The 26014-nt window shown below is 72.5% G+C and carries 24 protein-coding genes; 8 read left to right on the forward strand and 16 right to left on the reverse strand.

Annotated features, from left to right (window positions below; genetic code table 11):
• Positions 1–24 precede the first annotated feature (24 nt).
• Together F9C41_RS10395 and F9C41_RS10400 are read left to right on the forward strand one after the other, a co-directional pair.
• Positions 25–531: a DinB family protein gene (locus F9C41_RS10395; protein WP_155386489.1), complete on the forward strand. Its 507-nt coding sequence runs from the start codon at positions 25–27 to the stop codon at positions 529–531.
• A gap of 70 nt (positions 532–601) precedes the next feature.
• On the forward strand, positions 602–1384 hold the full coding sequence (locus F9C41_RS10400) for an SDR family NAD(P)-dependent oxidoreductase (RefSeq protein ID WP_155386490.1): 783 nt from the start codon (positions 602–604) through the stop codon (positions 1382–1384).
• A gap of 183 nt (positions 1385–1567) precedes the next feature.
• Here the strand turns inward: F9C41_RS10400 and F9C41_RS10405 are convergent, their stop codons facing one another.
• On the reverse strand, positions 1568–2962 hold the full coding sequence (locus tag F9C41_RS10405; RefSeq protein ID WP_155386491.1) for an NAD(P)/FAD-dependent oxidoreductase: 1395 nt from the start codon (positions 2960–2962) through the stop codon (positions 1568–1570).
• Positions 2963–3353: 391 nt separating this feature from the next.
• Here F9C41_RS10405 and F9C41_RS10410 point away from each other — a divergent pair, with 391 nt between their 5' ends.
• Positions 3354–5531: a carbohydrate-binding module family 20 domain-containing protein gene (locus tag F9C41_RS10410; RefSeq protein ID WP_155386492.1), complete on the forward strand. Its 2178-nt coding sequence runs from the start codon at positions 3354–3356 to the stop codon at positions 5529–5531.
• A gap of 90 nt (positions 5532–5621) precedes the next feature.
• On the opposite strand, the gene F9C41_RS10415 is transcribed toward F9C41_RS10410, so the two are convergent.
• Entirely contained in the window at positions 5622–7784 is a 2163-nt protein-coding gene (locus tag F9C41_RS10415; protein ID WP_155386493.1) for a HelD family protein, read from the reverse strand.
• Positions 7785–7901: 117 nt separating this feature from the next.
• Positions 7902–8621 carry a DedA family protein gene (locus tag F9C41_RS10420; RefSeq protein WP_230689482.1) on the reverse strand — a complete coding sequence of 240 codons (720 nt, stop codon included), beginning with the start codon at positions 8619–8621 and terminating at the stop codon, positions 7902–7904.
• 268 nt (positions 8622–8889) lie between these two features.
• Between F9C41_RS10420 and F9C41_RS10425 the strand changes: the two genes are divergently transcribed.
• On the forward strand, positions 8890–9525 hold the full coding sequence (locus F9C41_RS10425) for a carbonic anhydrase (protein ID WP_330164747.1): 636 nt from the start codon (positions 8890–8892) through the stop codon (positions 9523–9525).
• A 260-nt stretch (positions 9526–9785) separates the two neighbouring features.
• Here the strand turns inward: F9C41_RS10425 and F9C41_RS10430 are convergent, their stop codons facing one another.
• Positions 9786–10112: a hypothetical protein gene (locus tag F9C41_RS10430; protein ID WP_144119606.1), complete on the reverse strand. Its 327-nt coding sequence runs from the start codon at positions 10110–10112 to the stop codon at positions 9786–9788.
• 234 nt (positions 10113–10346) lie between these two features.
• Here F9C41_RS10430 and F9C41_RS10435 point away from each other — a divergent pair, with 234 nt between their 5' ends.
• Positions 10347–10841 carry a DUF3145 domain-containing protein gene (locus tag F9C41_RS10435; protein WP_196279707.1) on the forward strand — a complete coding sequence of 165 codons (495 nt, stop codon included), beginning with the start codon at positions 10347–10349 and terminating at the stop codon, positions 10839–10841.
• Between the two features lie 112 nt (positions 10842–10953).
• Entirely contained in the window at positions 10954–12705 is a 1752-nt protein-coding gene (locus F9C41_RS10440) for a glycoside hydrolase family 3 protein (protein ID WP_155386495.1), read from the forward strand.
• Positions 12706–12768: 63 nt separating this feature from the next.
• Here the strand turns inward: F9C41_RS10440 and F9C41_RS10445 are convergent, their stop codons facing one another.
• The 3 genes from F9C41_RS10445 to F9C41_RS10455 form a co-directional block, all read right to left on the reverse strand.
• Positions 12769–14016, reverse strand: coding sequence for an RNA polymerase sigma factor (locus F9C41_RS10445; protein ID WP_155386496.1), 1248 nt, complete (start codon positions 14014–14016; stop codon positions 12769–12771).
• Positions 14013–14351: a YciI family protein gene (locus F9C41_RS10450; RefSeq protein ID WP_155386497.1), complete on the reverse strand. Its 339-nt coding sequence runs from the start codon at positions 14349–14351 to the stop codon at positions 14013–14015. The genes F9C41_RS10445 and F9C41_RS10450 overlap by 4 nt, the downstream gene beginning before the upstream one ends.
• A gap of 153 nt (positions 14352–14504) precedes the next feature.
• Positions 14505–15035, reverse strand: a complete 531-nt coding sequence (locus F9C41_RS10455) for an XdhC family protein (protein ID WP_155386498.1) — start codon at positions 15033–15035, stop codon at positions 14505–14507.
• 55 nt (positions 15036–15090) lie between these two features.
• Between F9C41_RS10455 and F9C41_RS10460 the strand changes: the two genes are divergently transcribed.
• Positions 15091–15642 (forward strand): AAA family ATPase, encoded by a 552-nt coding sequence (locus F9C41_RS10460; RefSeq protein ID WP_230689484.1) that lies wholly within the window; start codon positions 15091–15093, stop codon positions 15640–15642.
• A gap of 15 nt (positions 15643–15657) precedes the next feature.
• On the opposite strand, the gene F9C41_RS10465 is transcribed toward F9C41_RS10460, so the two are convergent.
• The 8 genes from F9C41_RS10465 to F9C41_RS10500 all read right to left on the reverse strand — a co-directional run bounded on the left by F9C41_RS10465 (position 15658) and on the right by F9C41_RS10500 (position 23638).
• Positions 15658–17061, reverse strand: coding sequence for an acyl-CoA carboxylase subunit beta (locus F9C41_RS10465; protein WP_155386499.1), 1404 nt, complete (start codon positions 17059–17061; stop codon positions 15658–15660).
• Positions 17062–17200: 139 nt separating this feature from the next.
• Positions 17201–18427 (reverse strand): beta-ketoacyl-ACP synthase II, encoded by a 1227-nt coding sequence (fabF, locus tag F9C41_RS10470; protein ID WP_155386500.1) that lies wholly within the window; start codon positions 18425–18427, stop codon positions 17201–17203.
• Positions 18428–18442: 15 nt separating this feature from the next.
• The gene (locus tag F9C41_RS10475; protein WP_120316303.1) at positions 18443–18685 is read right to left on the reverse strand and encodes an acyl carrier protein; all 243 of its coding nucleotides are present in this window, start codon (positions 18683–18685) and stop codon (positions 18443–18445) included.
• A 58-nt stretch (positions 18686–18743) separates the two neighbouring features.
• Entirely contained in the window at positions 18744–19688 is a 945-nt protein-coding gene (locus tag F9C41_RS10480) for a beta-ketoacyl-ACP synthase III (RefSeq protein ID WP_155386501.1), read from the reverse strand.
• 67 nt (positions 19689–19755) lie between these two features.
• Complete coding sequence (locus F9C41_RS10485; RefSeq protein ID WP_155386502.1) at positions 19756–20721, reverse strand: ACP S-malonyltransferase; 966 nt, start codon at positions 20719–20721, stop codon at positions 19756–19758.
• Positions 20722–20839: 118 nt separating this feature from the next.
• The gene (locus F9C41_RS10490; RefSeq protein ID WP_155386503.1) at positions 20840–22039 is read right to left on the reverse strand and encodes a PucR family transcriptional regulator; all 1200 of its coding nucleotides are present in this window, start codon (positions 22037–22039) and stop codon (positions 20840–20842) included.
• 41 nt (positions 22040–22080) lie between these two features.
• Positions 22081–22893 (reverse strand): LppM family (lipo)protein, encoded by an 813-nt coding sequence (locus tag F9C41_RS10495; protein ID WP_155386504.1) that lies wholly within the window; start codon positions 22891–22893, stop codon positions 22081–22083.
• A 103-nt stretch (positions 22894–22996) separates the two neighbouring features.
• Entirely contained in the window at positions 22997–23638 is a 642-nt protein-coding gene (locus tag F9C41_RS10500) for a hypothetical protein (protein WP_155386505.1), read from the reverse strand.
• Positions 23639–23891: 253 nt separating this feature from the next.
• Here F9C41_RS10500 and F9C41_RS10505 point away from each other — a divergent pair, with 253 nt between their 5' ends.
• On the forward strand, positions 23892–24497 hold the full coding sequence (locus F9C41_RS10505; protein ID WP_155386506.1) for a copper resistance CopC family protein: 606 nt from the start codon (positions 23892–23894) through the stop codon (positions 24495–24497).
• 52 nt (positions 24498–24549) lie between these two features.
• Here F9C41_RS10505 and gltX read toward each other — a convergent pair whose 3' ends face one another.
• The gene (gltX, locus tag F9C41_RS10510) at positions 24550–25977 is read right to left on the reverse strand and encodes a glutamate--tRNA ligase (RefSeq protein WP_155386507.1); all 1428 of its coding nucleotides are present in this window, start codon (positions 25975–25977) and stop codon (positions 24550–24552) included.
• Between the last annotated feature and the right edge of the window lie 37 nt (positions 25978–26014).

The raw sequence follows: 26014 nt of genomic DNA on the forward strand, positions 1-26014 counted from the left end.
GGGCCGACCAGCATGATCGCAGGCATGACGCGAACCGACGTGCCCGCCACCTGGGACGAACGAGCCACCCTCACCACCTTCCTCGATTACGTGCGCGCGACCGTGCGTGCCAAGTGCGAGGGCGTCACCGACGCCGACGCGCGCCGGGCACCGCTGCCGGACTCCCCACTGATGACCGTGAAGGGCCTGGTCAGCCATGTGCGCTGGGTGGAGTACTCCTGGTTCCAGGTGGTGCTGCTGGGTGAGGAGGACGCCGGGCCGTGGACGAAGGAGGACCCGGACCGCGAGTTCACCTGCGCCCTGGACGTGCCGATCGAGCAGCTGCTCGACGAGTACGACGCGCAGAGCGCCCGTTACCGCGAGCTGGTCGCCTCGCTCGACCTGGACACCCTCGCCCAGCGGAACCTGGGCCGGGCCGGACGGCCCGCGACGCTGCGGTGGATCCTGTTCCACCTCGTCGAGGAGATCGCCCGCCACAACGGCCACCTCGACGTGGTGCGCGAGCTCGTCGACGGCACCAAGGGTGACTGACCTGCCCGTTTCCCCGGAGGGACCGGCCCGGCGCACGTAGCCTGAACCGGAGCGCGTCGGGGGAGGCGTCATGGATCTTCAGCTGGGCGGCAAGGTCGCGGTGGTCACCGGAGCCAGCAAGGGCATCGGCCTCGCGGTGGTGAAGGCGCTGGTCGCCGAGGGTGCGAGCGTCGTCGCCGCGGCCCGGGACACCTCCGGCGACCTGGCCGGGATCGACGGCCCGGTGCGCGCCGTCGCGGTGGACCTGACCGACCCGGCCGGGCCGCAGCGCCTGATCGACGAGGCGACGGCCGCGTACGGCGGGCTGGACGTGCTGGTCAACAACGTCGGCGCGTTGAAGACCCGGCTGGGCGGGTTCGTCTCGGTCACCGACGAAGACTGGTTGTGGTCGCTGACCGTCAACCTGCTCGCCGCGGTACGCGTCACCCGCGCCGCGCTGCCGCATCTGCTGGCCCGGGGCGGTGGCAGCATCGTCACGGTCAGCTCGATCAACGCCTTCCTGCCCGACCCCGCGATCATCGACTACACCGCGTCGAAGGCGGCGCTGACGAACTTCTCCAAGGCGCTGTCCAAGGAGGTCGGGCCGAAGGGCATCCGGGTCAACACGGTCAGCCCCGGCCCCGTGCGCACGCCGATGTGGACGGGCGCGGGCGGCGTCGCCGAGTCGTTCGGCAAGGCGGGCGAGGTGTCGCCCGAGCAGGTGGTCGACCAGGTCGCCGCGCAGGCGGCGACCGGCCGGTTCACCGAGGCCGAGGAGGTCGCCGACCTGGTGGTGCTGCTGGCGGGCGCGCGGGCGGGCAACGTCACCGGGGCCGACTTCGTCATCGACGGCGGGCTCATCACCACGCTGTGAACCCGATCGGGCGGTGGATGTTTGGCGCACGGGTGTTCGGGGAACCCCCGTGCGCCGCGCGGCCACTCGTCATCGGAGGGATGGGCGCATCCCGGAACGGGTGACCGCGGACGGCCGTCACCCGCCGGCGGCTCGGTCGATTCGGTCGCACCCCGGATCGACCGTCCGCCGGCGGGCTGCCGATCAGCGGACCGGTTCGAACAGCGAGACCGGGGAGGGCTGCGCCACCGCAGTGGTGCGGGCCCTGCCCGCCCGGCCGGACCACAGCACGCGGGCCAACACCCCGGGGGAGAACAGCCGCTGCGGCGGGGACATCAGGTTCGCCACGGCCAGGAACGCGTGGCCGACCTCGGGGTGCTTGGCGGCGGCGCGGTGCAGGCGGCCGACGTACCCGTTGAGGAAGTTGACCTTGCCGGAGCGCGCGCCCACGACCTCGGGGTAGCGCAGGTCCGCGCCGACCGCGATGTCCCATGGCACGTCGATGACCGACGCTGCGGCCGCGTAGAAGCGCTTCGGCAGGCCGTCGCGGCCCGCGCGCAGGCTGTCGCGCAGCACGATCGACTCGACGGCGGCGACCGTCATGCCCTGTCCGTACGCCGGGTTGAAGCTGCACATCGCGTCGGCGACGGCCACGAAGCCCTCGGGCAGCCGGTTCATCCGCTCGTAGCGGCGGCGCACGCTGACCGGCAGCCGCAGGCGCAGCGCCGGACCGGCCGGCTCGCACTTGCTGAGCAGTTGGAACAGCTCGTCACCAGGCAGCTGCCGGGCGAACGCGGCGTAGTCGTCGGGGTCGGTCGGCGGGGTGCCCGCCTTGCCGACGCCGACCAGGGTGATCATCCAGCGGTCGCCTTCGACCGGCACCGCGATGCCGCCGAAGGGCGTCTGCGGCGACGGGCTGATCACGGCTGCGCTGAAGTTCAGCTGGCCGGGCGTCCGCCGGTAGGCCTGCGAGACGTAGACCGTGTGCGGGTCGACGTGCTCCTCGGCCGGCCTGTCGAAGCCCAGCTCGGACAGCCAGGTCGGGCCGCGGTTGCCGCGACCGGTGGCGTCGACGACCAGGTCGGCGTCGAGGCGCTGCTCGGTGTCGCCGCCGACGGGCAGCACCCGCGCGCCGACGACCCGGCTGCCGTCCGCGGACGCGATCAGGCCGACGGCCTCGTGGCGCGGGTGCAGCGTCACCTCGGGCAGCTCGGCCAGGCGACGGCGTACGTACGACTCCAGCGCGATCCGGGTGACGCCGAGGCCCTGCAGGCCGGTGGCCGCCTGGGCAAGGCGGTGGCCGTCATTGATCCAGACGACGTCGTGCTGCACGTCGAGGGGCACGGCTCCGGCTGCGGCCATGTCGGCGGCGAAGCCGGGGAACAGCTCTTCGAGGACCTGGCGGCCGCGGGCGAGCAGGCCGTGCGTGTGGTCGCCCTGCGGCACCCCCTTGCGGCCGGTGATGCCGTCGGTGGGCAGCGCGTCGCGGTCGAAGATGGTGACCTTCGCGTACGAATCGCTCAGCACGCGGGCGGCGAGCAGGCCGCCGATGCTGGCGCCGAGCACGATCGCGTGCCCGGACTTTTCCTTGGCAGACAAGGTTTTCTCCGTCTCGGTGTGAGGTGTGCACACACCGTAAGAAGCGGTAACGCAATCATGAAAACGAATATCCGGTCCGGTAGATGACACTGTGTGCCCGCTCACGCGCTCTGCGTCGGTCCTGTCAGGACCCCGACGCCGAGCGACTGGAAGAATCTTTGAAAGATTTTTCAGTATCGCGACCGCGCCCGCTCGCCCCGGCGTGCGCCGATGCGGTCCATGGCCGACCCGCCGAAGATCCGCTGTGCAAACGGAACCCTCCTCAGCTCTGATTTGTACGGCAAATCCGGCGCATCGATACCCTTCACGTCGCGTCAACGCGGGGCTAACATCCTTGAAACTTGCGCAAGAGTTTCCATCCCTCGCCCCTCCCCGACCCAGGAGGAGACTCGTGTCCACCCGCCACCGCTCCCTAGCCGCAGCCCTCGCCTCGGTGCTGCTGGCCGCCGCGCTGTCCGCGGTCGTGCTCCTGCGACCCGGCGCCCCCGGCCTCGTCCCGGCCAAGGCGGACGCCAACCCCGGCAACCGCGACGTCATCGTGCACCTGTTCCAGTGGCCCTGGGCCTCGATCGCCAACGAGTGCACCACCGTGCTGGGCCCCAAGGGCTTCGGCGCGGTGCAGGTGTCCCCGCCGCAGGAGCACGTCGTGCTCGGCGGCCAGGGCTACCCCTGGTGGCAGGACTACCAGCCGGTCAGCTACCAGCTCGTCAGCCGCCGCGGCGACCGCGCCGCCTTCGCGAACATGGTCGCCGCCTGCCACAACGCGGGCGTGAAGATCTACGTCGACGCCGTGATCAACCACATGGCCGGCGGCGCGTCCACCGGCACCGGCTCGGCGGGTTCCACCTACTCGCACTACAACTACCCCGGGATCTATCAGAACCAGGACTTCCACCACTGCGGGCGCAACGGCAACGACGACATCGTGGCCTGGGGCGACCGGTGGGAGGTGCAGAACTGCGAGCTGGTCGACCTGTCCGACCTGGCCACCGAGTCCTCCTACGTGCGCGGGAAGATCACCGCGTACCTCAACGACCTGGTCTCGCTCGGCGTGGACGGGTTCCGGGTCGACGCTGCCAAGCACCTGCCCGTCGCCGACCTGCAGGCGATCCTGGGCGGTGTCAGCGGCTCGCCGTACGTCTTCCACGAGGTGATCGAGGACAGCGCGTTCCCGCCGGGGGAGTACGCCGGGATCGGTGACGTCACCGAGTTCCGCTACGGCGACGTCGTCGGCAACGCGTTCCGCGACGCGAACCTGTCCAACCTGAACAACCTCGCCTCACAGATGGCCCTGAGCTCCGGCGACGCGGTCAACTTCATCGACAACCACGACACCCAGCGCAACGGGCGGGCCCGGCTCACCTACAAGAACGGGCAGACCCACGCGCTGGCGGCGGCGTTCAGCCTGGTCTACCCGTACGGCACGCCCCAGCTGATGAGCAGCTTCACGTTCAGCGACAACGAGGCGGGCCCGCCCGCGAGCAACGGCGTCACCAGCCAGGTGAGCTGCGGCTCGGGCTGGGAGTGCGAGCACCGCAAGACCGTGGTCGCCAACCTCGTCGGCTTCCACAACGCGGTCAACGGCACCGGGGTCGCCAACTGGGCCTCACCGTCGGCGTCCCGGATCGCGTTCGGGCGCGGCAGCGTCGGGTTCGCCGCGTTCAACCGCGACGGCGCGGCCTGGAGCACCACCTTCAGCACCGGGCTGCCCGCGGGGGTGTACTGCAACGTGGCCACCGGCGACTTCACCGCCGGGGTCTGCGCGGGCAGCACCGTCACCGTGAACGGCTCCGGCCAGGCCACCGTCACGGTCGCCGCCAACAGCGCGCTGGCGATCTACACCGGGGCGCTGGTCGGGTCGTCCCCGTCGCCGACCGGCCCGCCCTCGCCGACGCCCAGCGGCACCGCCTGCACCACCGTGTCGGTCACCCTGGCGTCCGACACCACCACGACCAGCGGCCAGAACGTCTTCGTGGCCGGCAGCATCGCCCAGCTCGGCTCCTGGAACACGGCCAACGCGGTGGCCATGTCCGGCACGGCGTACCCGCTCTGGCGGGTCACCGTGAACCTGCCCGCGGGCACGTCGTTCGAGTACAAGTACATCAAGAAGGACGGCTCCGGCAACGTCACCTGGGAGGGCATCGCCAACCGCGCCCGCACCGTGCCGACCGGCGTCTGCGCGGTCACCTACACCGAGGCCTGGAACGTGCCAGGCGGCTCGACCCCGTCGCCCAGCGCCTCCCCGAGCCCGTCGCCCACCGGTTCGACCTGCGCCTCCATCGCGGCGGCGTTCTCCGTGAACGCGACCACGACCTGGGGTCAGAACGTCTTCGTGGTCGGCTCGATCCCCGCCCTCGGCAGCTGGAGCGCCGCGAACGCGGTGGCCCTGTCCAGCGCGGCCTACCCGCTCTGGACCGCCACGATCAACCTGCCCACCGGCACGACCTTCGCGTACAAGTACCTCAAGAAGGATGCCGCCGGCACCGTCACCTGGGAAAGCGACCCCAACCGCACCCGCACCACCCCCACCACCCCCTGCACCGCCACCTACCCCGACACCTGGCGCTGAGAGCAAAGGGAGGGCACCTTCTCAACGCTCCGCGTTATGGAAGGTGCCCTCCCTGACGTCTCACCCGGGTTGAACCGCGCCGACGCGCGGTCAGCGCCAGGGGCGGCTAGCGATGGTGGTGAGGCGTTGGGTGGCGCGGGAGAGGGCGACGTAGAGGGTCCGGCGGCCGGCGTCGGTGCCGGCGTCGACGAGGCCGGGTTCGACCAGGACCACGGCGTCGTACTCCATGCCCTTGGCGGCCAGAGCGGTGACCACGCGCAGGCGTTCGGTGTCCCACTCGGACAGGCGGGCGGTGATGCGGTCGCGGATGCGGGCGTCGGGGGTGATCACGCCGACGGTGCCCTCGACCTCGCCGAGCAGCGCGGCGACCGCGTCGCGGACCGCGTCGTCGAGCTGCGCCCGGTCCACGATCCGGTGCACGGGGGCGACGCCGGTGGTGCGTACGGCCCTCGGCAGCGGCAGGTCCGGGGAGACCCGCCGGATCACCTCGGCGGCCACCTCGAAGATCTCCGTCGAGTTGCGGTAGTTCGTGGTGAGCTGGTGCGGGTGGCGCTTGCGGCCGCCCAGCGCCTCGTCACGGGCCCGGGCGACCTCGCCCGCGCTGCCGATCCACGCCGACTGCGCCGGGTCGCCGACCACGGTCCAGCTGGCCGCGTGGCCGCGCCGGCCGATCATGCGCCACTGCATGGGCGTGACGTCCTGCGCCTCGTCCACCACCACGTGGGCGTAGTCGCGGTAGTCGTTCTCGCGCGGCGCGGCGGCCGACGCGGCGCGCGAGCGCTCGTGCGAGGTCGCCACCTCACGCACCCCGCCCACCATGTACGCCTCGCGCCGGCGCACCCGGGGCTTCGGCTTGTCGCCGAGCAGCTCCTGCAGTTCGTCGAGCAGCGGCACGTCGTCGATGCTGGGACCCTGCTCACGCAGCGGCGCGAGCGCCCGCACCAGGGCGCGCTGCTCCTCGTTCGACAGCGTGCCCTCGGCGTACCGGCGCAGCCGCTGCGGGTCGGCCAGCCAGCCCAGCACCTGCACCGGGCGCACCAGCGGCCACCACGCCTTGAGGAAGTCGCGGAAGCCCTCGTGCTCGGTCAGCTCCTCGTCGAACCGGGCCTGCTCCAGCCGGGGCTGCTTGGCCTTCATCTGCTCCCAGAGCTGGTCCAGCACCGCGCCGAACGCCTTGGCGCGGATCTCGTTGCGCCGGTTGCCGCGCCCGATCCGCCGCCGGATCTCCTCGCCCTGGCGCCAGGTCAGCTCCAGCCACTCCCCGCGGTAGCGGAAACGCAGGCCGTCGGGGCTGCCGGGCGGGGCGTCCTCGGCGGCGCGGCGCAGCACCCGCCGCATGCGCGTCGAGCCCTTCACCGCGCGGACCGCGGCGGTCTCCTCGCGGGTCGCGTTGAAGCCGGGCACGAGCTGCCCGAGCGACTTCAGCGTGGCGGTGTCCTCGCCCAGCGAGGGCAGCACGGTCTCGATGTACTCGACGAACACGGGGGAGGGCCCGACGATCAGCACGCCGCCGCCGGCGAAGCGCGCCCGGTCGGAGTACAGCAGGTAGGCCGCGCGGTGCAGGGCCACCGCGGTCTTGCCGGTGCCGGGGCCGCCCTCGACCATGGTCACACCGGACGCGGGTGAGCGGATCGCCAGGTCCTGCTCGTGCTGGATGGTCGCCACGATGTCGCGCATGCCGGTGCCCTTGGCCCGGCTCAGTGCCGCCAGCAGCGCGCCGTCACCGACCACGCGCATGCCCTCCGGCGCGGCCGAGGGGTCGAGCAGGTCGTCCTCCAGGCCGGTGACCTTCTCGCCGAACGACGAGATCATCCGGCGGCGGATCACGCCCAGCGGCTGGGCCGCCGTGGCCCGGTAGAAGGCCGCCGCGGCCGGCGCGCGCCAGTCGATGAGCAGCGGCTCCGCCCGCTCGGTACGCACGCCCAGGCGGCCGATGTAGCGGGGGCGCTCGTCCCAGCCCGCCGCCTCCGGGTCGGCCGCGGCCTCGTCCGGCTCGATGCGGCTGGGGTGCAGGTCCAGGCGGCCGAAGACCAGGCCCTCGTGCTCGCTGTCGAAGGCCTGCCGCCGCCGCGCGGCGTGGAACACCATCGCGTCGCGCTCGACCAGCGACCCGTACGTGCCGACCCGTGCGAGTTGATAGCCGTCGGCCTCCGCCTTCGCGGCGTCGGCGCGCAGTCGGGCCAGCCGCGCGTAGACACGGTCCACGTGCTGCTGCTCGATGGCGATCTCGTCGTGCAGGGTGTTGTCAGACATGCGTCTCCCGGGCCGGGTATGGCGGCGATGGTGCCCCGATAGGGTACGGGCTGCCCCCGACCGGAAGATCGATCACCGGGCCGATGTGACGCGGAGCCCCACCGGATAGGCTGACTATCAGCCCACCCGCTCCTCGCTCGGCCGCCGCGCGGCCGCCGGGGAGGAGTCCGTGAGGTGGTCGGTCTCATCCGTGCCGAGGTGTGCGACGGTCTCGTCCGCCGCGGCGGCGACCAGGGACTTCTTCGCCCGGTGCTTGAACCACCAGGTGGTGCCGAGGCCGAAGACCAGGGCCAGGGCCAGGGCCGCCCAGGAGAACCGCTTCAGCCAGGCCTCCGCCACGGCGCCCAGCGCGTAGATCGCGAATGTGGTGCCGAACGCCCAGACCAGGCCGCCACCGGCGTTGGCCAGCAGGAACTTGCGATACGGCACCTTCAGTGCGCCGGCCATCGGCCCGGCCAGGATGCGCAGCAGGGCGATGAAGCGGCCGAAGAAGACCGCCCAGGTGCCCCAGCGCCCGAACATCGCCTCGGCCCGCACGATCTGCTCCGGGCCCAGGTGCTTCGGGAACCGGCGGCCCAGGCGCTCCAGCAGTGGGCGGCCGCCGCGCTTGCCGATCGCATACCCGATGGAGTCGCCGACGATCGCGCCGATCGCGGCGCCGGCGGCCACGCCCCACGGTGAGATGTGATCCGTGGTGGCGGCCAGCAGAGAGGCACTGACCAGCACGATCTCGCCGGGCAGTGGGATGCCCATGCTCTCGGTTCCGATGACCAGACCGACGATGAGGTAGATGGCGACCGCGGGGAGCGTCTCCAGCCATGCTCCGACGAACTCCACCGGCCACCCCTTCCCGAGCGCCATCGCCCGCAGGGACCTCACGGGACGCTCGAAAGATACCCGACCGGCAACCCCTGCGCACCCGGCTGAACTCCCTAAGGGGCCACCGGAGGTGTCGGATCACGGCCTCGCCCGCACGCGTGTCGCGGGCCCGCCGGGCTCGGCTCGGCGGCCGGTTCGGGCCGGAACCGCGCCTCGGTCGTGAGAAGGGTCGCACTACTTCCGAGTAACCTTCCCGTGGCGGGTCTTCACCAGCGACCCTTGAGCCATGACGCAGTCGAAGACCGCGCCGTCGGATCGCGATGTGACGATGCTCGGCGAACGCCGGGGGCCCGCAGAGGCGCTGGCCGACCTGATGACCGGCAACCGCCGCTTCGCGGCCGGACGCCCCCGCTACGGCCACCACATCGGCGAGGCGGCCGCCCAGTCCAGCGCCCAGGAGCCGTACGCCGTGGTGCTGGGCTGCATCGACTCGCGGGTGCCGCTGGAGGCCGTGTTCGACCAGAACTTCGGCGACATCTGCGTGGTCCGCTCCGGCGCCCACGTGCTGGACCGCTCGGTGGTGGGCTCGGTCGAGTTCGCCGTCGCCGAGTTGCACGCCTCGCTGGTGATGGTGCTCGGGCACGAACGCTGCGGCGCCGTCGCCGCGACCGTCGACGCCCTGCGCACCGGCAGCCGACCCGACGGGTTCATGGGCTACCTGGTGGATCAGATCGCACCCGCGGTCACCGAGGTCGGCTTGAGCGACCCGCAGGTGAACGCGAAGGCGCTGCGCCGCCACGTCGGCCGCACCGTCGAGCAGCTCCGCCTGGCCGAACGGCTCGCGACCGCCACCACGGCCGGTCGCGTCCAGATCGTCGGCGCCGTCTACGACCTCGACACGGGCGTGGTCGAACTCCTCTGACCCGACCTTCCCGCCCGAACTCCCCGGGGGCGCGACCCGCGCCGCCCGCACGAACTGCAGAAGACCCGCGGCCGCAGAGACTCTCTGCGGCCGCGGGTCTTGCATCCGCAGGCTCGGCAGGCGTGGCCGCCGGCCGTGCCGGGTGCGACGGCCATCGCCGGTTCGCGGGCCGGGCGTGTCGCCGACCCGGGGCATGGGATCGGGCATGACTGAGGCCCCGGCCGCGGAGCGGACGGGGCCTCAGTGTGAGACAGAAGGGCTCAGCCCTCGAAGATGCCGGCCTCGGCCAGGCGCTTCTCGGTGGCGTCCCACCCGTGACCGGGGTGGGTGCTGTTGAGAGCGACCAGCTCGGCACGGATCTTGGTGGCGTGGCCGGCGCCCGCGAGCACGCGGATCTCCTCGACGAAAGCGTCCGAAGAGGTGCTCAGGTGCACGGTCTTGCCGTTGGTGAGGTTCCGCACGTAGGCGTGCTTGCCGTTGTTCAGCGGAATGATGTACTTGAACTCACCGAGCACGCTGAGCGCGCCACCCTTGGCCTCACCGGCCCGGACAGACGCGCGTGCGGTCTTGGAGGTGTTGCTCGCCACGACGTACTCCTTGAAAGTCTGGTTGACTTAAGAACTCTACACGACCCCTGAGCAGACCCTGATCGGCGTCGCCTTCCGGTGTGACGGACACGTCCCCGCGGGCCGGTCGGACATTTCATCCGGCGAGTTTCGCGATTCTCTGGCGCCACATCCGCCCCAGCCGTCATCATGGGTGAGATCGCCGGAGCGCCAGGCCGTAGGGGAAGACGCGCCTGTCCGTCTCGGGAGGTCACCGTGCCCACGCGTGGCGTCGTACACGTCCACTCGAGCCCGCTTGCCGTGTGTCCTCACGTCGAGTGGGCGATTTCGCGCGCCCTGAAAAGCGGCGCGATCAACCTGCACTGGACCGTGCAACCGCTCGAGCCCAGCGCCCGCCGTGCCGAGTGCGGCTGGTCCGGGCGGCCCGGCACCGCCGCGGAGATCGCGGCTGAGCTGCGCCAGTGGCCGATGCTGCGCTTCGAAATCACCGAGGAGCCCAGCGCCGGCGTCGACGGCGAGCGGTTCATGCACGTGCCCGGCCGGGGCCTGTTCCGGGCCGCCATGGGCGCGGCCGGGGACATCCAGCTCGGCGAGGACCGGCTGCGCGCGCTCATCACGGGCAGCCGCAGCCCGGAGGCGCTGGCGCATGCCCTCGACATGGCGATGGGCACCCCCTGGGACGCCGAGCTCGAGCCGTACCGCTACGCCGCCGAGGGCGCGCCGGTGACGCTGCTGACCAGGGCCGGGTGACGCTGCTGACCAGGGCCGGGTGCGGCGGCAGGCCTGGCAGGGGGACGCCGGCGAACCGGGGCCGGTGGGTCCGAGCGCCGGGGGGAGGCCGCCCCGATCGGCCGTAAGGACGATGCCGAGGCGTGTAACGGTTGACCCGGTCACGTACTGCTGGTGGGATACCCGCGTGACCTCGTCAACGCAGAAAAGGTTCCGCAGGCTCGGCACCGTCGTGTCCAGCCTCTGCACAGTGGCGCTCGTGGCAAGCGCGTGCGGCACGGCGCCCGACAACGGGGGAACACTGCCGATGCAGGAACCGACCGATGTCTCCGCCAAGGTCGCGGGGATCATCAAGAAGATGTCCGACGCGGACCTCGCCGGCCAGGTGCTGATGCCGTTCGCCTACGGGCGCTCGGCCACCGACGTCTCTGCCGGCACCGCGGCGGGCAACAAGGCCCTCGCCGGGGTGGACACCCCCGCGCAGATGATCGAGAAGTACCGGCTCGGCGGCATGATCCTGATCGGATTCGGCGGCAACGACCCGACCGCGGCCAACCAGCCGGTGAACAACGTGGAGTCCCCGGAGCAGGTGCGGGCGCTGACCGGCGGGCTGCAGAGCGCGGCGGCCCGGCTGCCCGCCGACGTGCCGCTGCTGATCGGCATGGACCAGGAGTTCGGCGTGGTCACCCGGCTCACCACCGGGGTGACGGCGCTGCCCAGCGCGATGGCGTTCGGGGCGGCCGGTGATCCGCGGCTGACCGAGGTCGCCTGGCGGGCCGCGGGCCTGGAGCTGGCCGCGGTGGGCGTCAACGTCAACTTCGCGCCGGTCGCCGACGTGCTCGGCCCGGCGGGCAGCCCCGTGATCGGCTCGCGGTCGTACGGGTCGGACCCGCGGGCGGCCGGAGAGCAGGTCGTCGCCGCGGTCAAGGGGATGCGTGCGGGTGGCGTGGCCGCCACGCTCAAGCACTTCCCCGGGCACGGCCACACGGCCGCCGACAGCCACACCGAGCTGCCGGTCGTGAACCAGACCCGGCAGCTGCTCGACTCCGACGACCTGGCCACCTTCAAGGCCGGCATCGAGGCCGACGCGCCGCTCATCATGTCCGGGCACCTCGACGTGCAGGCGATCGACCCGGGCGTGGCGGCGACCTTCTCCAAGAAGGTGCTGACCGACCTGCTCCGCAAGGAGCTGGGCTTCCAGGGCGTCGTGGTGACCGACGGCATGAACATGGCGCCGGCGATGAAGGTGCCGCCGGGCGAGGCGGCCGTGAAGGCGCTGCTGGCCGGCAACGACCTGATCCTCATGCCGCCGCACGTGGGCCAGGCGCACCAGGGCATCGTCGACGCGGTCAAGGCGGGCACCCTGCCGCGGGCACGGCTCGTCGAGGCCGCCGGCCGGATCCTGTCCCTCAAGCTCGGGTTCGGACAGGCCGCCGCCCCCGCACTGTCCACGGTGGGCACCCACCAGCAGGAGGTCGCCCCGCTCGCCGCGGCCGCGGTCACCGTGCTGCGCGGCGCCTGCGGCAAGCCGCTGGTGACCGGGCCGGTGCGGGTGACCACGTCGGCCGGGCGCGACAAGGCCCGCAACCGCCTGACCGAGGCGCTCAAGAAGAACGGGGCCACAGTGGTCGAGACCGGCGGCAGCGTGGTGCACCTCGTCGGGTACGGCGACGCCGCCGACGACTTGAGCGCGGCCGCGGCGGTCACCGTCCACATGGACGTGCCCACGCTGCTGGCCAAGTCGACGTCGAAGGTCCTGCTGGCGACGTACTCGTCCAGCGACCTGTCCATGGACGGGCTGGCCGCGGTGCTGACCGGCAAGGCCAAGCCGACCGGCCGCTCGCCGATCGAGGTCACCGGCCTGCCCCGGACCACCTGCGCCTGACCTGCCGAAACGCCCGCTGCGCCCCCGTGGCCGCAGCGGGCGTCCGGCTGTCCGCCGCTGCGCCTAGAGCTCGTCGGCGCGGTCGAGCAGGGCACGCCGCTCGGCGTCGCCGTGGGCGCGGGCGGCGGCCGCGCGGAACAGGTCCGCTGCGCGCACCCGGTCGCCCGCCCGTGCGGTGAGGTCGGCCTCCGCGGCGATCGCCAGCGGGTAGTCGTCGAGCGCCCCGCCCGCGCGGGCCCGGGCGAGCAGGTCGAGCCCGGCCTCCGGTCCGTACGCGTACCCGTGCGCCACGGCCCGGTTGAGCTCGATCACCGGGTTCGGCTGCAGGCGCGCGAGCTGGTCGTAGCAGTCCGCGATCCGGATCCAGTCGGTGTCGGCGACGGACGCCGCGGTGGCGTGGCAGGCCGCGATCCGTGCCTGCAGCGCGTAGGGCCCGGACTCCGCCGGCCCGGACTCCCGCAGCTCGGACTCCCGCAGCTCGGACAGGATGCCGACGGCTTCGCCGATCGCGGCGTGATCCCAGCGGGACCGGTCCTGCCGGTCGAGCGGGACCAAGTCGCCGGCGGGGTCGCGGCGGGCGTGCCGCCGCGAGTGCTGCAGCAGGAACAGGGCGCGCAGGGCGTGGACTTCGGCCTGGTCGGGCATGAGCCGGCCGAGCAGCCGGGCCAGCCGGATCGCCTCCTCGGCGAACGCGGGCTCCCCGTCGGCGTTGTAACCGTGCGTGAACAGCAGGTACAGCACGGCCAGCACGCCGGGCAGGCGCTCGGCGCGCGCCGGGCCGGTCGGCACCCGATACGGGATGCGGGCTTCGGTGATCTTTGTTTTGGCCCTGGTCAGCCGCCGGGTCATGGTCGACTCGCTGACCAGGAACGCCCGCGCGATGTCCGCGGTCGCCACCGCGCAGATGGTGCGCAGCGTCAGCGCGACCCGGGCCTCCAGCGGCAGCGCGGGGTGGCAGCAGGTGAAGATCAGCCGCAGCCGGTCGTCCACGATCTCCTCCCGCTCCGGTTCGGCGGTGGCCGCCGTCAGCGCCAGCACGGCCAGCTCACGCAGCTTGCGGCGTTCGACGGTGCCGCGCCGGAGCACGTCGAGGGCGCGGTTGCGGGCCACCGTCATCAGCCAGCCGCCCGGGTTGTCCGGCAAGCCGTCGACCGGCCAGCGGTCCAGCGCCAGCGCCAGCGCCTCCTGGGCGCAGTCCTCGGCGAGCGTCCAGTCGCCGGTGATCCGGATCAGCGCCGCCACGATGCGCTGGTACGCCTCGGTGGCGGCGGCCGCGGCGGCGTCGGCCGCCGCGGCCCGTGCGTCGGTCAAGACCGGTCCCAGTCGGCCTGCGGCCGGATCTCGATGCGGCCGTTGCGGGCCATCGGATGCGTCCTGGCGACCTCGATCGCCTCGTCGAGGTCGGCGCACTCCAGCAGGTCGAAGCCCACGATCAGCTCCTTGGTCTCGGCGAACGGCCCGTCGGAGACCAGGGTCTGCCCGTTGCGCACCCGCACGGTCGTCGCCGTCGACTTCGGCGCGAGCGCCATGCCCTGCAGCCGCTGCCCGCTGGCGTCGTGCCGGTCCACCCACACGTTGATGTCGGGCTCGGGCGTCGGGTCGGTGTCGGGCTCGGTGTCGGTGCAGACGAACATCAGATACTTCATCGCTTGCTCTCCTTGTTCGGGACTCACCACAGTGACGAACAGCGGACCGCGTTCCGGACAGCTTTGCGAAAGAAGTTCGAAGGAAGGGCACCTTCTTGTCGGCATACGCGGAGGAAGGTGCCCTTCCTGACGTCTGGCGAGCGTTTCCGCAGTTCAGAAGGCGAAGCCGCCGGGGCGGGCGTTGCGGTCGGCGATGAGGCCGGCCAGGGTGGCCACGGCGATCTCCGCGGGTGTGCGCGAACCGATGTTCAGCCCGATCGGCCGGTGCACCCGCGCCACCGCGGTCTCGTCCACCCCGCGCTCGCGCAGCGCCGCCACGTGCGGGGCGGTGTGCCGAGGGCTGCCCATGACGCCGATCCACCGGGCCCGGGTCTGCAGGGCCGCGTCCAGGATCGCGCCGAGTTCGGGCCGGTCGTGGTCGGTGACCACCACGTCGACGTCACCGTCGGCGAACGACGGGTCGACGGTGCTGGCCAGCCGCAGGTGGTCGGGGCGGGAGACGGATTCGACCCGGTGCAGGTCGGGTTCCACCAGCACGGTGCGGTAGCCGAGGTCGTGCCCGAAGTGCAGCAGGTGCTCGGCGACCGGGGACGCGAACACCGCGACCAGGGTGCGGGCGCCGTGCTGCGCCGGGAGGTCGTCGTGCGCGGCCGCGCAGGCCGGATCCGGGTGCTGATGTGCCACTCGCCCAGCCTAGTACCGTGGCGTCGGATTCCGGGACGGCAGCGGGGAGGCCGCGGTGGCGGTGATAGTGGTGACGGGCATTCAGGCCGCGGGCAAGTCGACGGTGGCGCAGGGGGTCGCCGAGCGGTTGGCGCGTTCGGTTCACCTGCGCGGCGACCTGTTCCGCCGCATGGTGGTCAGCGGCCGAGTGGAGATGGGCCCGGCCGACCCGCCCGCCGAGGCGGTGCGCCAGCTGCGCCTGCGGTATGCGCTGGCGGCGTCCGTGGCCGACGGATACGCCGAGGCCGGGTTCGACGTGGTGCTGCAGGACATCGTGCTCGGCGAGGACCTTACCGAGATGGTGGCCGCGATCCGGCACCGGCCGCTGCACGTGGTGGTGCTGGCGCCGCGGCCGGCGGTGGTGCAGGCCCGCGACGACGAGCGGCGGGCGACGCGCGGCAAGGTGGCGTACAAGCCCGGTGATGAGGGCGTGGCGGAGCTGGACGCGTATCTGCGGACGCATACGCCCCGGATCGGGCTCTGGCTGGACACGTCGGACCAGACGGCGGCCGAGACCGTCGACGAGATCATGTCTCGGGTGTGGACCGAAGGCCTGATCTCGAGGTGAAGGTGCCTTCCTTCGTCAGAGGGGGATGTTGCCGTGGGCGCCGCGGGCCGCGGGGGCGGCGGCGAGGGCCTCGGCGATGCGTTTGCGGGACTCCGCGGGTTTGATGACGTCGTCGACGACGCCGATCTCCAGGGCGCGGTTGACGCCGCCGGCGGTGTGGGTCTGCTCCTCGATCAGCTGGGTGCGCAGGGCCTCGCGCTGCTCGGCGGGGGCCGCGGCGAGCCTGCGGCGGTGCAGGATGTTCACGGCGGCGCCGGCGCCCATGACGGCGACCTCGGCGTTCGGCCAGGCGAACACGGCGCTCGCGCCGAGTGCGCGGGAGTTCATCGCGATGTACGCGCCGCCGTACGCCTTGCGGGTCACCAGGGTCACCCGGGGCACGACCGCCTCGGCGAAGGCGTGCAGCAGCTTCGCGCCGCGGCGCACCACGCCGTCCCACTCCTGGCCGAGGCCGGGCAGGTAGCCGGGCACGTCCACCAGGACGACCAGCGGCACCCCGAGCGCGTCGCACATGCGCACGAAGCGGGCGGCCTTCTCGGCGCCCGCCGAGTCCAGGCAGCCGCCCAGGCGGATCGGGTTGTTGGCGACGACGCCGACGGTGCGTCCGGCGAAGCGGCCCAGCGTGGTCACCACGTTCGGGGCCCACTTGGCGTGCAGTTCGATGCCGGGCTCGTCGAGCAGCGCCGTGACCACGGGCCTGGCGTCGTACGCCCGGTTGAACTGCTCGGGCAGGCTCGCGCTGAGGTCGCGGTCGTCGGCGACGTCGGCCGGGGAAAGGCGGCCCTGCCTGCCGAGCAGCCGGGTCAGTTTGCGCGCCTCGCCGAGCGCGGTCTCGTCGTCCTTGCAGGTCAGGTGTACGACTCCGGAGCGCCGACCGTGCGCGTCGGGGCCGCCCAGGCTCTCCATGTCGACCTGCTCGCCGGTGACGGAGCGGACGACCTCGGGGCCGGTCACGAAGATCCGGCCCGCGTTGCTCATGATCACGATGTCGGTGAGCGCCGGCCCGTACGCCGCGCCGCCCGCCGCCGGGCCGAGCACCACGGACAGCTGCGGCACCCGGCCGGAGGCCCGCACCATCGCCGCGAACACCTGGCCCACGCCGTCGAGTGCGACGACGCCCTCGGCCAGCCGGGCTCCGCCGGAGTGCCACAGGCCGACGACCGGGATGCGCTCGCGGACCGCGGTGTCGATGGTGTCCACGATGTGCTGGCAGCCCGCGACGCCCATCGCGCCGCCCATCCGGGTGGCGTCGGTGGCGAAGGCGACCGCGGGCACGCCGTCGATCTCGCCGCGCGCGCTGAGCACGCCGGAACCGTCGGCGTCGAGCAGCAGCCGCATGGCGCCCGCGTCGAACAGCGCCCGCAGCCGCACCAGCGGGTCACGATGGTCGACGGCGACCGCTGCCTTGGTCGTGGTCACTCGGGCCTCCTCGGGGCGGGCGGTGACGCAGCGACGCCCAGGCGCCTTACGGCGCCTGAGCGTCGCCTGGCCTTGCCCGGGGACCGGATTGCCCGGCCGCCCGGCTCAGGGCCGCGTCCCGAGCTGCCGGTCACTCGGCCTACGGCCTCGTGAACAGGAGGGCGACGTTGTGCCCACCGAAGCCGAACGAGTTGTTCAGCGCGGCCGCGATCTGGAGCGGGCGGGCCTTGTGCGCCGCCACGTCCATGGTCAGGGCGTCGTCGGGGTCGTCGAGGTTGATCGTCGGCGGCACGACACTGTCGCGGATCGCCAGGATCGTCGCGATCGACTCCAGCGCGCCCGCCGCGCCGAGCAGGTGCCCGGTCATCGACTTGGTCGCCGTCAGCACCGGGTGGTCACCCAGCGCCGACCGCAGCGCTGCGATCTCCGCGATGTCGCCGACCGGGGTCGACGTCGCGTGGGCGTTGACGTGCACGACATCGGCCTTGGCCACGTCGGCGTCACGCAGTGCCTTCGCGATGGCCTTGGCCGCGCCGGTGCCCTCGGGGTGCGGCTGCACGATGTCGTACCCGTCGGAGGTCATGCCCGCGCCGGCGAGACGTGCGTAGATCCGCGCGCCGCGTGCCGCGGCATGGTCGGCCCGCTCGAGGATCAGGATGCCCGCGCCCTCGCCCAGGACGAAGCCGTCCCGGCCCTTGTCCCAGGGGCGGGAGGCCCGCTCCGGGTCGTCGTTGCGCGTCGACATGGCGCGCATCGAGGCGAAACCGGCGATCGGCAGGGGGTGGATGACGGCCTCGGTGCCACCGGCGATGACCACGTCGGCGCGGCCGGACCGGATCATGTCCAGACCCCAGGCGACCGCCTCCGCTCCGGTGGCGCACGCGCTGGTCGGCGCGTGCACGCCGGCCTGCGCGCCGTACTCCAGACCGACGAAGGCGGCCGGACCGTTCGGCATCAGCATCGGCACCGTGTGCGGGCTGACCCGCCGCGCGCCGGATGCCTCCAGGATGTCGTCCTGGGCCAGCAGGGTCTGTGCGCCGCCGATGCCGGAGCCGACGACCACGCCGAGCCGCTCGCGATCGAGACCGGCGTCGGCCAGGCCGGAGTCGGCCCATGCCTCGGCGGCGGCGATGAGCGCCACGGCCTCGGAGCGGTCCAGCCTGCGCAGCCGGACGCGGTCGATGACCTCGCTCGGCTCCACCGCCAGCTGGGCAGCGATCTTTACCGTCAGCTGATCGGCCCACTCCTGGGTCAGCTTGCTGACCCCGGAGCGGCCCGCCAGCATCGCGTCCCAGGTCGACGCCACGTTCCCGCCGAGCGGGGTGGTGGCGCCGATGCCGGTGACGACAACGTCAGGCTTGGTCACGTCAATCTCGCAACTTCAGGAGTTGGCGACGATGAAGGAGACAGCGTCGCCGACGGTCTTCAGGTTCTGGACCTCGTCGTCCGGGATCTTCGCGCCGAACTTCTCCTCGGCGGCCACGACGACCTCGACCATGGAGAGCGAGTCGACGTCGAGGTCCTCGGTGAACGACTTCTCCTCGGAGACGTCGTCGGGGTTCACGCCGGCGACCTCTTCGAGGATCTCGGCCAGGCCGGTGACGACCTCTTCGCGCGTAGCCATGGAACTTGGTTTCCCTTCGGTTGGTGGAACTCAGGTGGATTCAAGCCAGGGGTGGGGCTCAGGGGCAGCGGACTACCTGACCGGCGTAGGTCAGGCCGCCGCCGAAACCGACGAGGAGCACCGGCGAGCCGGACTTCACCTCGCCGCGTTCGATCATCTTGGACAGCGCCAGCGGGATGCTCGCCGCCGAGGTGTTGCCCGACTCGATGATGTCGCGGGACAGCACCGCCGGGTCCACGCCGATCTTGCGGGCCAGCGGCTCGATGATGCGCAGGTTGGCCTGGTGGGGCACGAAGCCGCCCAGGTCGCCGGGGGCCACCCCCGCCTTCTCGCAGGCCGCGAGCGCGACCTGGGGCGCGGTGCCGGTCGCCCAGCGGAAGACCTTCTGGCCCTCCTGCACGATGTACGGCTGCCAGCCCTCGATGGCGATCGCGTCGCTGGGCTCGCTGCCCCAGACCACGGGACCGACGCCGGGCTCCTCGCCCTCGGCGGTGGCGGAGACGACCGCCGCGCCCGCGCCGTCGGCGAAGATCACGCAGGTGCTCCGGTCGGACCAGTCGGTGATCTGCGACAGCTTCTCGGCGCCGATCACCAGGGCGTGCTTCGCCGCGCCCGCGCGGATCGCGTGGTCGGCGTTTGCCAGCGCGTACGAGAAGCCGGAGCACGCGGTGTTCAGGTCGAACGCGGCCGCGCCGGCGACCCCGAGCTTGTCGGCGACCCGGCAGGCCACGTTCGGGCTGCGGTCGATCGAGGAGCAGGTCGCCACGATCACCAGGTCGATGTCGGCGGCGGTCAGGCCGGACGCGGCCAGCGCCTTCTCCGCGGCGAACCCGGCCATGTCGGCGACGGTCTCGGTGTCGGCGATGCGCCGCTCCTTGATGCCGACGCGGGACTGGATCCACTCGTCGTTGGTGTCCACCATCTGCGCCAGATCGTCGTTGGTCACGACGCGAGACGGCTGGTAGTGCCCGAACGCGAGGATCTTGCTGCCGTTAGCGCTCATGCCCACTCCTCGCTTCGCTCGTCGACGGCATGAGTTCCCGCCGACATGGTTCGTTCGCTGCGCTCACTCACGATTGCTCTCCGATGCGGGCTTGCGGGGTGGGTTCGTGCGACCCCGGCGCGCTGTGGCGCGAGATGAGGTCCTTCGCGGCGGCCAGGTCGTCCGGCGTGTTCAGCGTGACGATCTCCGGCGTGCCGGGCTTCAGCTCGCGCTTGACCAGCCCGGCGAGGGTGCCCGCGGGCGGCAGCTCGATGACGGCGGTGACGCCGCGCTCGGCCAGGCCGCGCATGCACAGGTCCCACCGCACCGGTGCGGTGACCTGGCGGACCAGGCGGCCAAGCATCTCCTGGCCGTCGGTCACGGCCGCGCCGTCGGCGTTGGACAGCTGCGCGCGCGCCGCGTCGGCCGTGCCGACGGTGCTCGCGACGGCGGCCAGGGCCGCCTCGGCCGGGGCCATGAACGGGGTGTGGAACGCCCCGGCGACCTGCAGTTTGATGACCCGGGTGCGGGCCGGCGGGGCGGCGGCGAACTTGTCCAGCGCGTCGAGCGCGCCCGCGATGACGATCTGCCCCGCGCCGTTGCGGTTGGCGGCGTAGAGGCCGTGCGCCTCCAGCGCGGCCAGCAGTTCGGCCTCGTCGCCGCCGAGCACGGCGGCCATGCCGGTGGGCTCCAGCGCGCAGGCGGCGGCCATCTCGCGGCCGCGTACGCCGGCCAGCGTGATCGCCGCGTCGGGCGTGAGCATCCCGGCCAGCGCGGCGGCGCCGAGCTCGCCGACGCTGTGCCCGGCCACGACTGACACGTCCGCCAGCGGCAGGTGGTCGGCGGCGAGCAGGGCGGCGGCGATGAGCAGCGGCTGGGTCTTCGCGGTGTCCTTGATCTCCTCGGCGTCCGCCGCGGTGCCGAGGTGCACCAGGTCGACCCCGGCGAGACTCGACCACCAGCGCATACGTTCGGCGGCGCCGTCGAGGTCGAGCCACGGCGTGAGGAATCCTGGTTTCTGGGCACCCTGGCCCGGGGAGAGTACGGCGAGCACGTATTCAACCCTGAGGGATCACGGTCCCGCGCGCCGTTGCCGGGGATGACTAAATCCTCCTACCGAAGTTGTGGGTACCCCACAAAGATCGGCGGACGGTGGCGGAATTATGTCCTGTTCATGTCGGCTTGGTGAGCTGTTCGCCCTGCGTACCCGGCTCGAGGCGGCCCAAAGCCAGTGCGATCTTGAGGGTGAAGGCGTCACGGGGAGTCAGCGGTCCGAAGCCTGTGACCTCGGCCACTCGGCGTAGTCGGTAACGCACCGTGTTCGGGTGGACGAACAGCGCGCGAGCGGTCGCCTCCAGCGCGCCACCGTGGGTGAGGAACGCGTCCAGCGTCTCCAGCAGCTCCCCGCTGGTCCGGGCGAGCGCGCCGTACGCCGAGTGGCGCAGGATGCGCCGGGCCTCCCCGTCGCCCGCCAGGGCACGCTCGGGCAGCAGGTCGTCGGCGGCCACCGGCCGGGGCGCGGCGGGCCACGCGGGCGCGGCGCGGTAACCGGCCATCGCCGAACGGGCCGACTCGGTCGCCGCCTCCAGCGACGGCACCGCCGGGCCGACCACGACCGGGCCCTCGCCGAACGCGGGCAGCAGACGCTCGGCCACCGACACCGGATCGCTCGCCCCGCCCATCACCACGACCAGCCGGTCGCCGTGCACGCCGCCGAGCACCTCGACGTCGGCGCGGCGGGCGGCCCGGTGCACGCCGTGCAGCACGATCGCGGCCTCGCCGCCGGGGGAGCGGCCCACCACCACCGCCACCGGCGGCGCGTCGGTCCAGCCCAGCGCGGCGGCGCGGCTGGCCAGCACGTCGGCGGAGTCGCCGCGCAGCAGTGCGTCCACCAGCAGCGCCTGCAGCCGGGCGTCCCACGCGCCGCGGGACTCGGCCGCGCGGGCGTACACCCGCGCCGCGGCGAACGCGACCTCCCGGGAGTAGCGCAGCACGGCCTCGCGCAGCTGCTGCTCCTCGCCCGGCGCGGCCAGGTGCGGCACCTGCTCCTCGACGACGTCGATGGTGACCTTGATCAGGGCGACCGTCTGCTGCAGGTTGATACTGCGGGCCAGGGCCCGCGGCGCGACGTCGAACACCTCGTCGGAGACGGCCTGCGGCCCGCCCCGCGCCCCCGCGCCGGTGCGCAGCCACTGCACCAGTGACTGGACGCCGGCCTGGGCCACCAGCATGACCCACGACCGCTGATCGGCCGGCAGCTCGCGGAACCACGGCAGGGACTCGTCCATGCGCGACACGCTGGCCGTGGCCAGGGCACCGGCGGACCGCTCGATCTGCCGCAGGGTCGCGGCCAGCGGTTCGCCGTCGGTCATGTGCCCCATATTAGGGAGCCTGCGGGCTCCGCCACCCCGGCTCAGTGGGGGTGCCCTTCCGTGCCGCCCTGCTGCGGCGTGGCGAAGGGGCCCGTCGCCGGGTGCCCGCCGACGGGTTCGGCCACGGTGGCCGGGTCGAAGGAGGTCGCGGCGGCCGGGTCGGCCGGGGCGGCGGGCGCCTTTCGGCGGGTGAGCCAGACGGCCAGCAACACGATGCCGACGATCACGGCGAGCCCGAGCACGCCGCCGACCACGGCGACGACCAGCCACGGGAAGACGCTGCCCTCCTCGGCCACGGCACGCAGCTCGTTCTTGCCGCCCAGCGCCACGTTCCAGCGCACGGTGTTGCCGTCCACGACCGCCTTGGCGTCGTGCTCGACGACCTTGCCGGGGAAGGTGATCGCGAAGGTGATCTGCAGGCTGCTCAGGAACGGCCGCACCATCTCGGCCTGCGCGCCGAGGCCGTCGGCGCCCGTGTCGAGGTCCGCGGTGAACAGGTACCTGCCGTTGGCGTGGGTGATCGAGGGCGCGCCCTTCTCACCGGTGTTGAACTCGGTCAGCGGCAGGTCGTCGTAGACGAACTTCTTGCCGTAGTACTTGCCGTCGTCGTAGACCTCGGTACGCGCGCCCTCCGGCAGCTCCGTCAGGCTGTCACCGGCCTGCGCGAACGCCTCTTCCGGGCTCTTGCCGCTCAGCTGGAGCACCGACTTGTCCAGCGCCATGACGATCGTGCCGTCGACGGTGTCGTCGCTGTTGACGGTCATGTCCATGTCGAGCTTCATGCAGCCGGTGAGGCTGAAGGCCGCCAGGGCCAGCACGGCGAGGGTGCGCAGGGGCTTGCGGGGCAGTCGCATCGGGCCAGTATGTGGCACCTGCGCCCCGGCCGGAAGCCGGGGCGCAGGGCGTCGATGCGGATGGCGCGCCGAAAGCGACGCGGATGTCAGGACGACGCGGACGTCAGATGGTGCGCCGGAACGCGTACGCGATGGCGAACACGCCGAGCGCGATGACCACGACGACCGCGCCGTTGAGACCCACGAAACGCTGCCAGTCGCCGACCATGGCGCGGATGTCCGGCTCGGCGGTCGCCGACTCCACCAGGCCGCCGCCCACGCCGCCGCCCTCGACCGGCGCGGTCCCGCCCAGCAGGACCCCGGCCCCGCGCAGCGAGGCGTCCATGCTGAACCGGCCCAGGAACCAGGCGGCGGTGACCTTGCGCTTGTCGGGCTGCGCGGCCGGGCGGAACACCCGGGGGCCGCCCGCGGCCAGCGGGTAGAGGTCGTAGGTCTGCTTGTCCACGCCGTTGACCGCGCTCACCACGACGAACTTCGGGCCGAGCTTGTCCTCGGCCGGGGCCTTGAGCGGCGAGGTCCCGCCGGCCAGCCAGTCCACCTCGCCCGCCAGCGCCGCGAACTGGCGCTGGTGCTGATCGGAGCGCAGCACGATGGGCGCGGTCAGCACGTCCGAGGAGATGGTGATGCTGCGCACCGTCGGCGACGGGCTGGGCTTCGGTGCCGGCGACGGCGTCGGCGCACCGAACGCGGGCGCGCCGAGCAGCAGAAGGGCTGCTGAGAACAGTCCCGCCGCGACTTTCAACATGGTGCCCCTCACGATGTTGCCCTGCATGGCCCGCCCCGTTTCGCCGCGTCACCTGGTGCCAGTGTGACTGGTGGTACCTCTTCTAGACCCGCGAGAAACCTGTCAGGTTGCTGCTCGGATAGTCACGTTTCAGACACGGACGCAGTGGTGTCCGACTCGCTCGGCCGACACACGTGATTCGCCGGGAACCGAACAGGCCGGTAGCGTCGACCAACTGCGGATTGCGGTGGATCATAACGAGGCGGAGGCGATCGTGGGGGACAGTCGGCGGCGGACCCGGGAGCACCGGGCGGCAAGGCGCGGCGCGGCGGTGCTCGCCGTCCTGGTGGGACTGGGCGCGCTGCTGCTCGGCGCGACTCCCGCCTGGGCGCACAACGCCCTGGTCGAGGCATCGCCGAAGAAGGACGCGACGCTGACGGCCGCGCCCTCTGCGGTGAAGCTGACGTTCCTGGCGACGCTGAAGAGCGATGGGACGAAACTCACGGTGACCGGTCCGGACGGAGCCGGGGCGGCGGGTCAGCCGGCCGTCAGCGGCAAGGCCGTGTCCGCGCCGTTCACCGGCACCGGCGGCGGGCTCTACACCGTCGCGTACGAAGTGGTGTCAAAGGACGGTCACCTGGTCAAGGGCTCGTACAAGTTCACCCTGGCGGTGGCAGAGAGCGCCGCGCCGAGCCCGTCCCCGGTCACGGAATCGGCGCAGGTCAGCCCGTCGGCGAGCGCGGCCGCGGCGAGCACCGCCCCGGTGGCGGGCGCGGACTCCGGCGACCCCTGGTGGCCGTGGGTCGGCGGGGCCACGGTGGCCGGCATTCTGGTCGGCGGACTCGTCAACCTCGTCAAGAAGCGTCGCGAAAAGGTGTGATCCGAATACGAAGCCCCCGCCGGAGCACGGCGGGGGCTTCGTCGTCTGCGGGTCAGGCCGCGGCGGCCTCGAGCCGGCGCAGCGTGCGCTCGCGTCCGAGCACCTCCAGGGACTCGAACAGCGGCAGGCCCACCGAGCGGCCGGTGACCGCGACGCGCACCGGAGCCTGCGCCTTGCCCAGCTTCAGCCCGTGCGCCTCGCCGACGGTGACGATGGTGTTCTTCAGCGACTCGGCGTCCCAGCCCGGCAGGTCGCGCAGCGCCGCGATGACGTCGGGCAGGATGCCCGCGTCCTTGGCCGCCTTGGCCCAGGACGCCTCGTCCAGCACGGGCTCGTCGAGGAAGAGGAAGTCCACGTACGACGGCACCTCGGACAGCACCGCGATGCGGGTCTGCACCAGCTCGGCGACCTGCGCGAACACGGCCGGGTCGTACGCGTGGGCAGGCCACGGCGGCGGCGTGATGCCGTACCCCCGCTCGGCCCGCTCCTCCTCCGTCGGGAACGGCCCGGTCAGCCACGGCGTGCAGGCCTGCATGAACTCCGCGACCGGCAGCGCCCGGATGTACTCGCCGTTGAACGAGCGCAGCTTCTTCTCGTCGAAGAACGCGGGGGAGGGGTTGACCTCCGCCAGGCGGAACTCGTCCTCGATCACCGACCAGGGCACGATCTCCCGGTCGCCGCTGGGCGCCCAGCCGAGCAGCATCAGGTAGTTGCGCATCGCCGCGGCGAGGTAGCCCTCGTCCCGGTACATCTCCAGGGCGACCTTGTCACGGCGCTTGGACAGCTTCTGCCGCTTCTCGTTCACCACGACCGGCACGTGCGCCCACACCGGCGGGGTCTTGCCCAGCGCCTCCCAGAGCAGCTGCTGCTTGGGCGTGTTGGGCAGGTGCTCCTCGGCGCGGATCACGTGGGTGATCCCCATGGTCATGTCGTCGACGACGTTGGCCAGCAGGAACACCGGCGAGCCGTCGCCGCGGGCGATGACGAAGTCCTCGAGCAGCTTGTTCTCGAAGGTCGGCTCGCCGCGGATCAGGTCGACGACCTTGGTGACACCCTCGTCGGGGGTGCGGAAGCGCAGCGCCCGGCCCTCGCCCGCGCTCAGGCCCCGGTCGCGGCAGAAGCCGTCGTAGCCGGAGTACTTGTTGTCGGTGCGGGCCTGCACGTCGTCGCGGGTGCAGTCGCAGTAGTAGGCCTTGCCGGCGTCGAACAGCTGCTGGGCGGCCTTGGTGTGCTCCGCGTGGTAGGACGACTGGAACAGCGGGCCCTCGTAGGTGTCGCGGGCGATGCCGATCCACTCCAGCGCGGACAGGATGCCCTCGGTCCACTCGGGGCGATTGCGCGCGGCGTCGGTGTCCTCGATGCGCAACACGAACACCCCGCCCTGCTGCTTGGCGAAGACCGCGTTCTGCAGCGCCGAGCGGGCGCCGCCGACGTGGAACATACCGGTCGGGGAAGGGGCGAATCGCACACGTACCGTCACGACCTCCAGGGTACGGCGCTACCCCGGGCACCGCGCC

It is taken from the genome of Catellatospora paridis (genome assembly GCF_009720365.1).
Classification (GTDB): Bacteria; Actinomycetota; Actinomycetes; order Mycobacteriales; family Micromonosporaceae; genus Catellatospora; species Catellatospora paridis.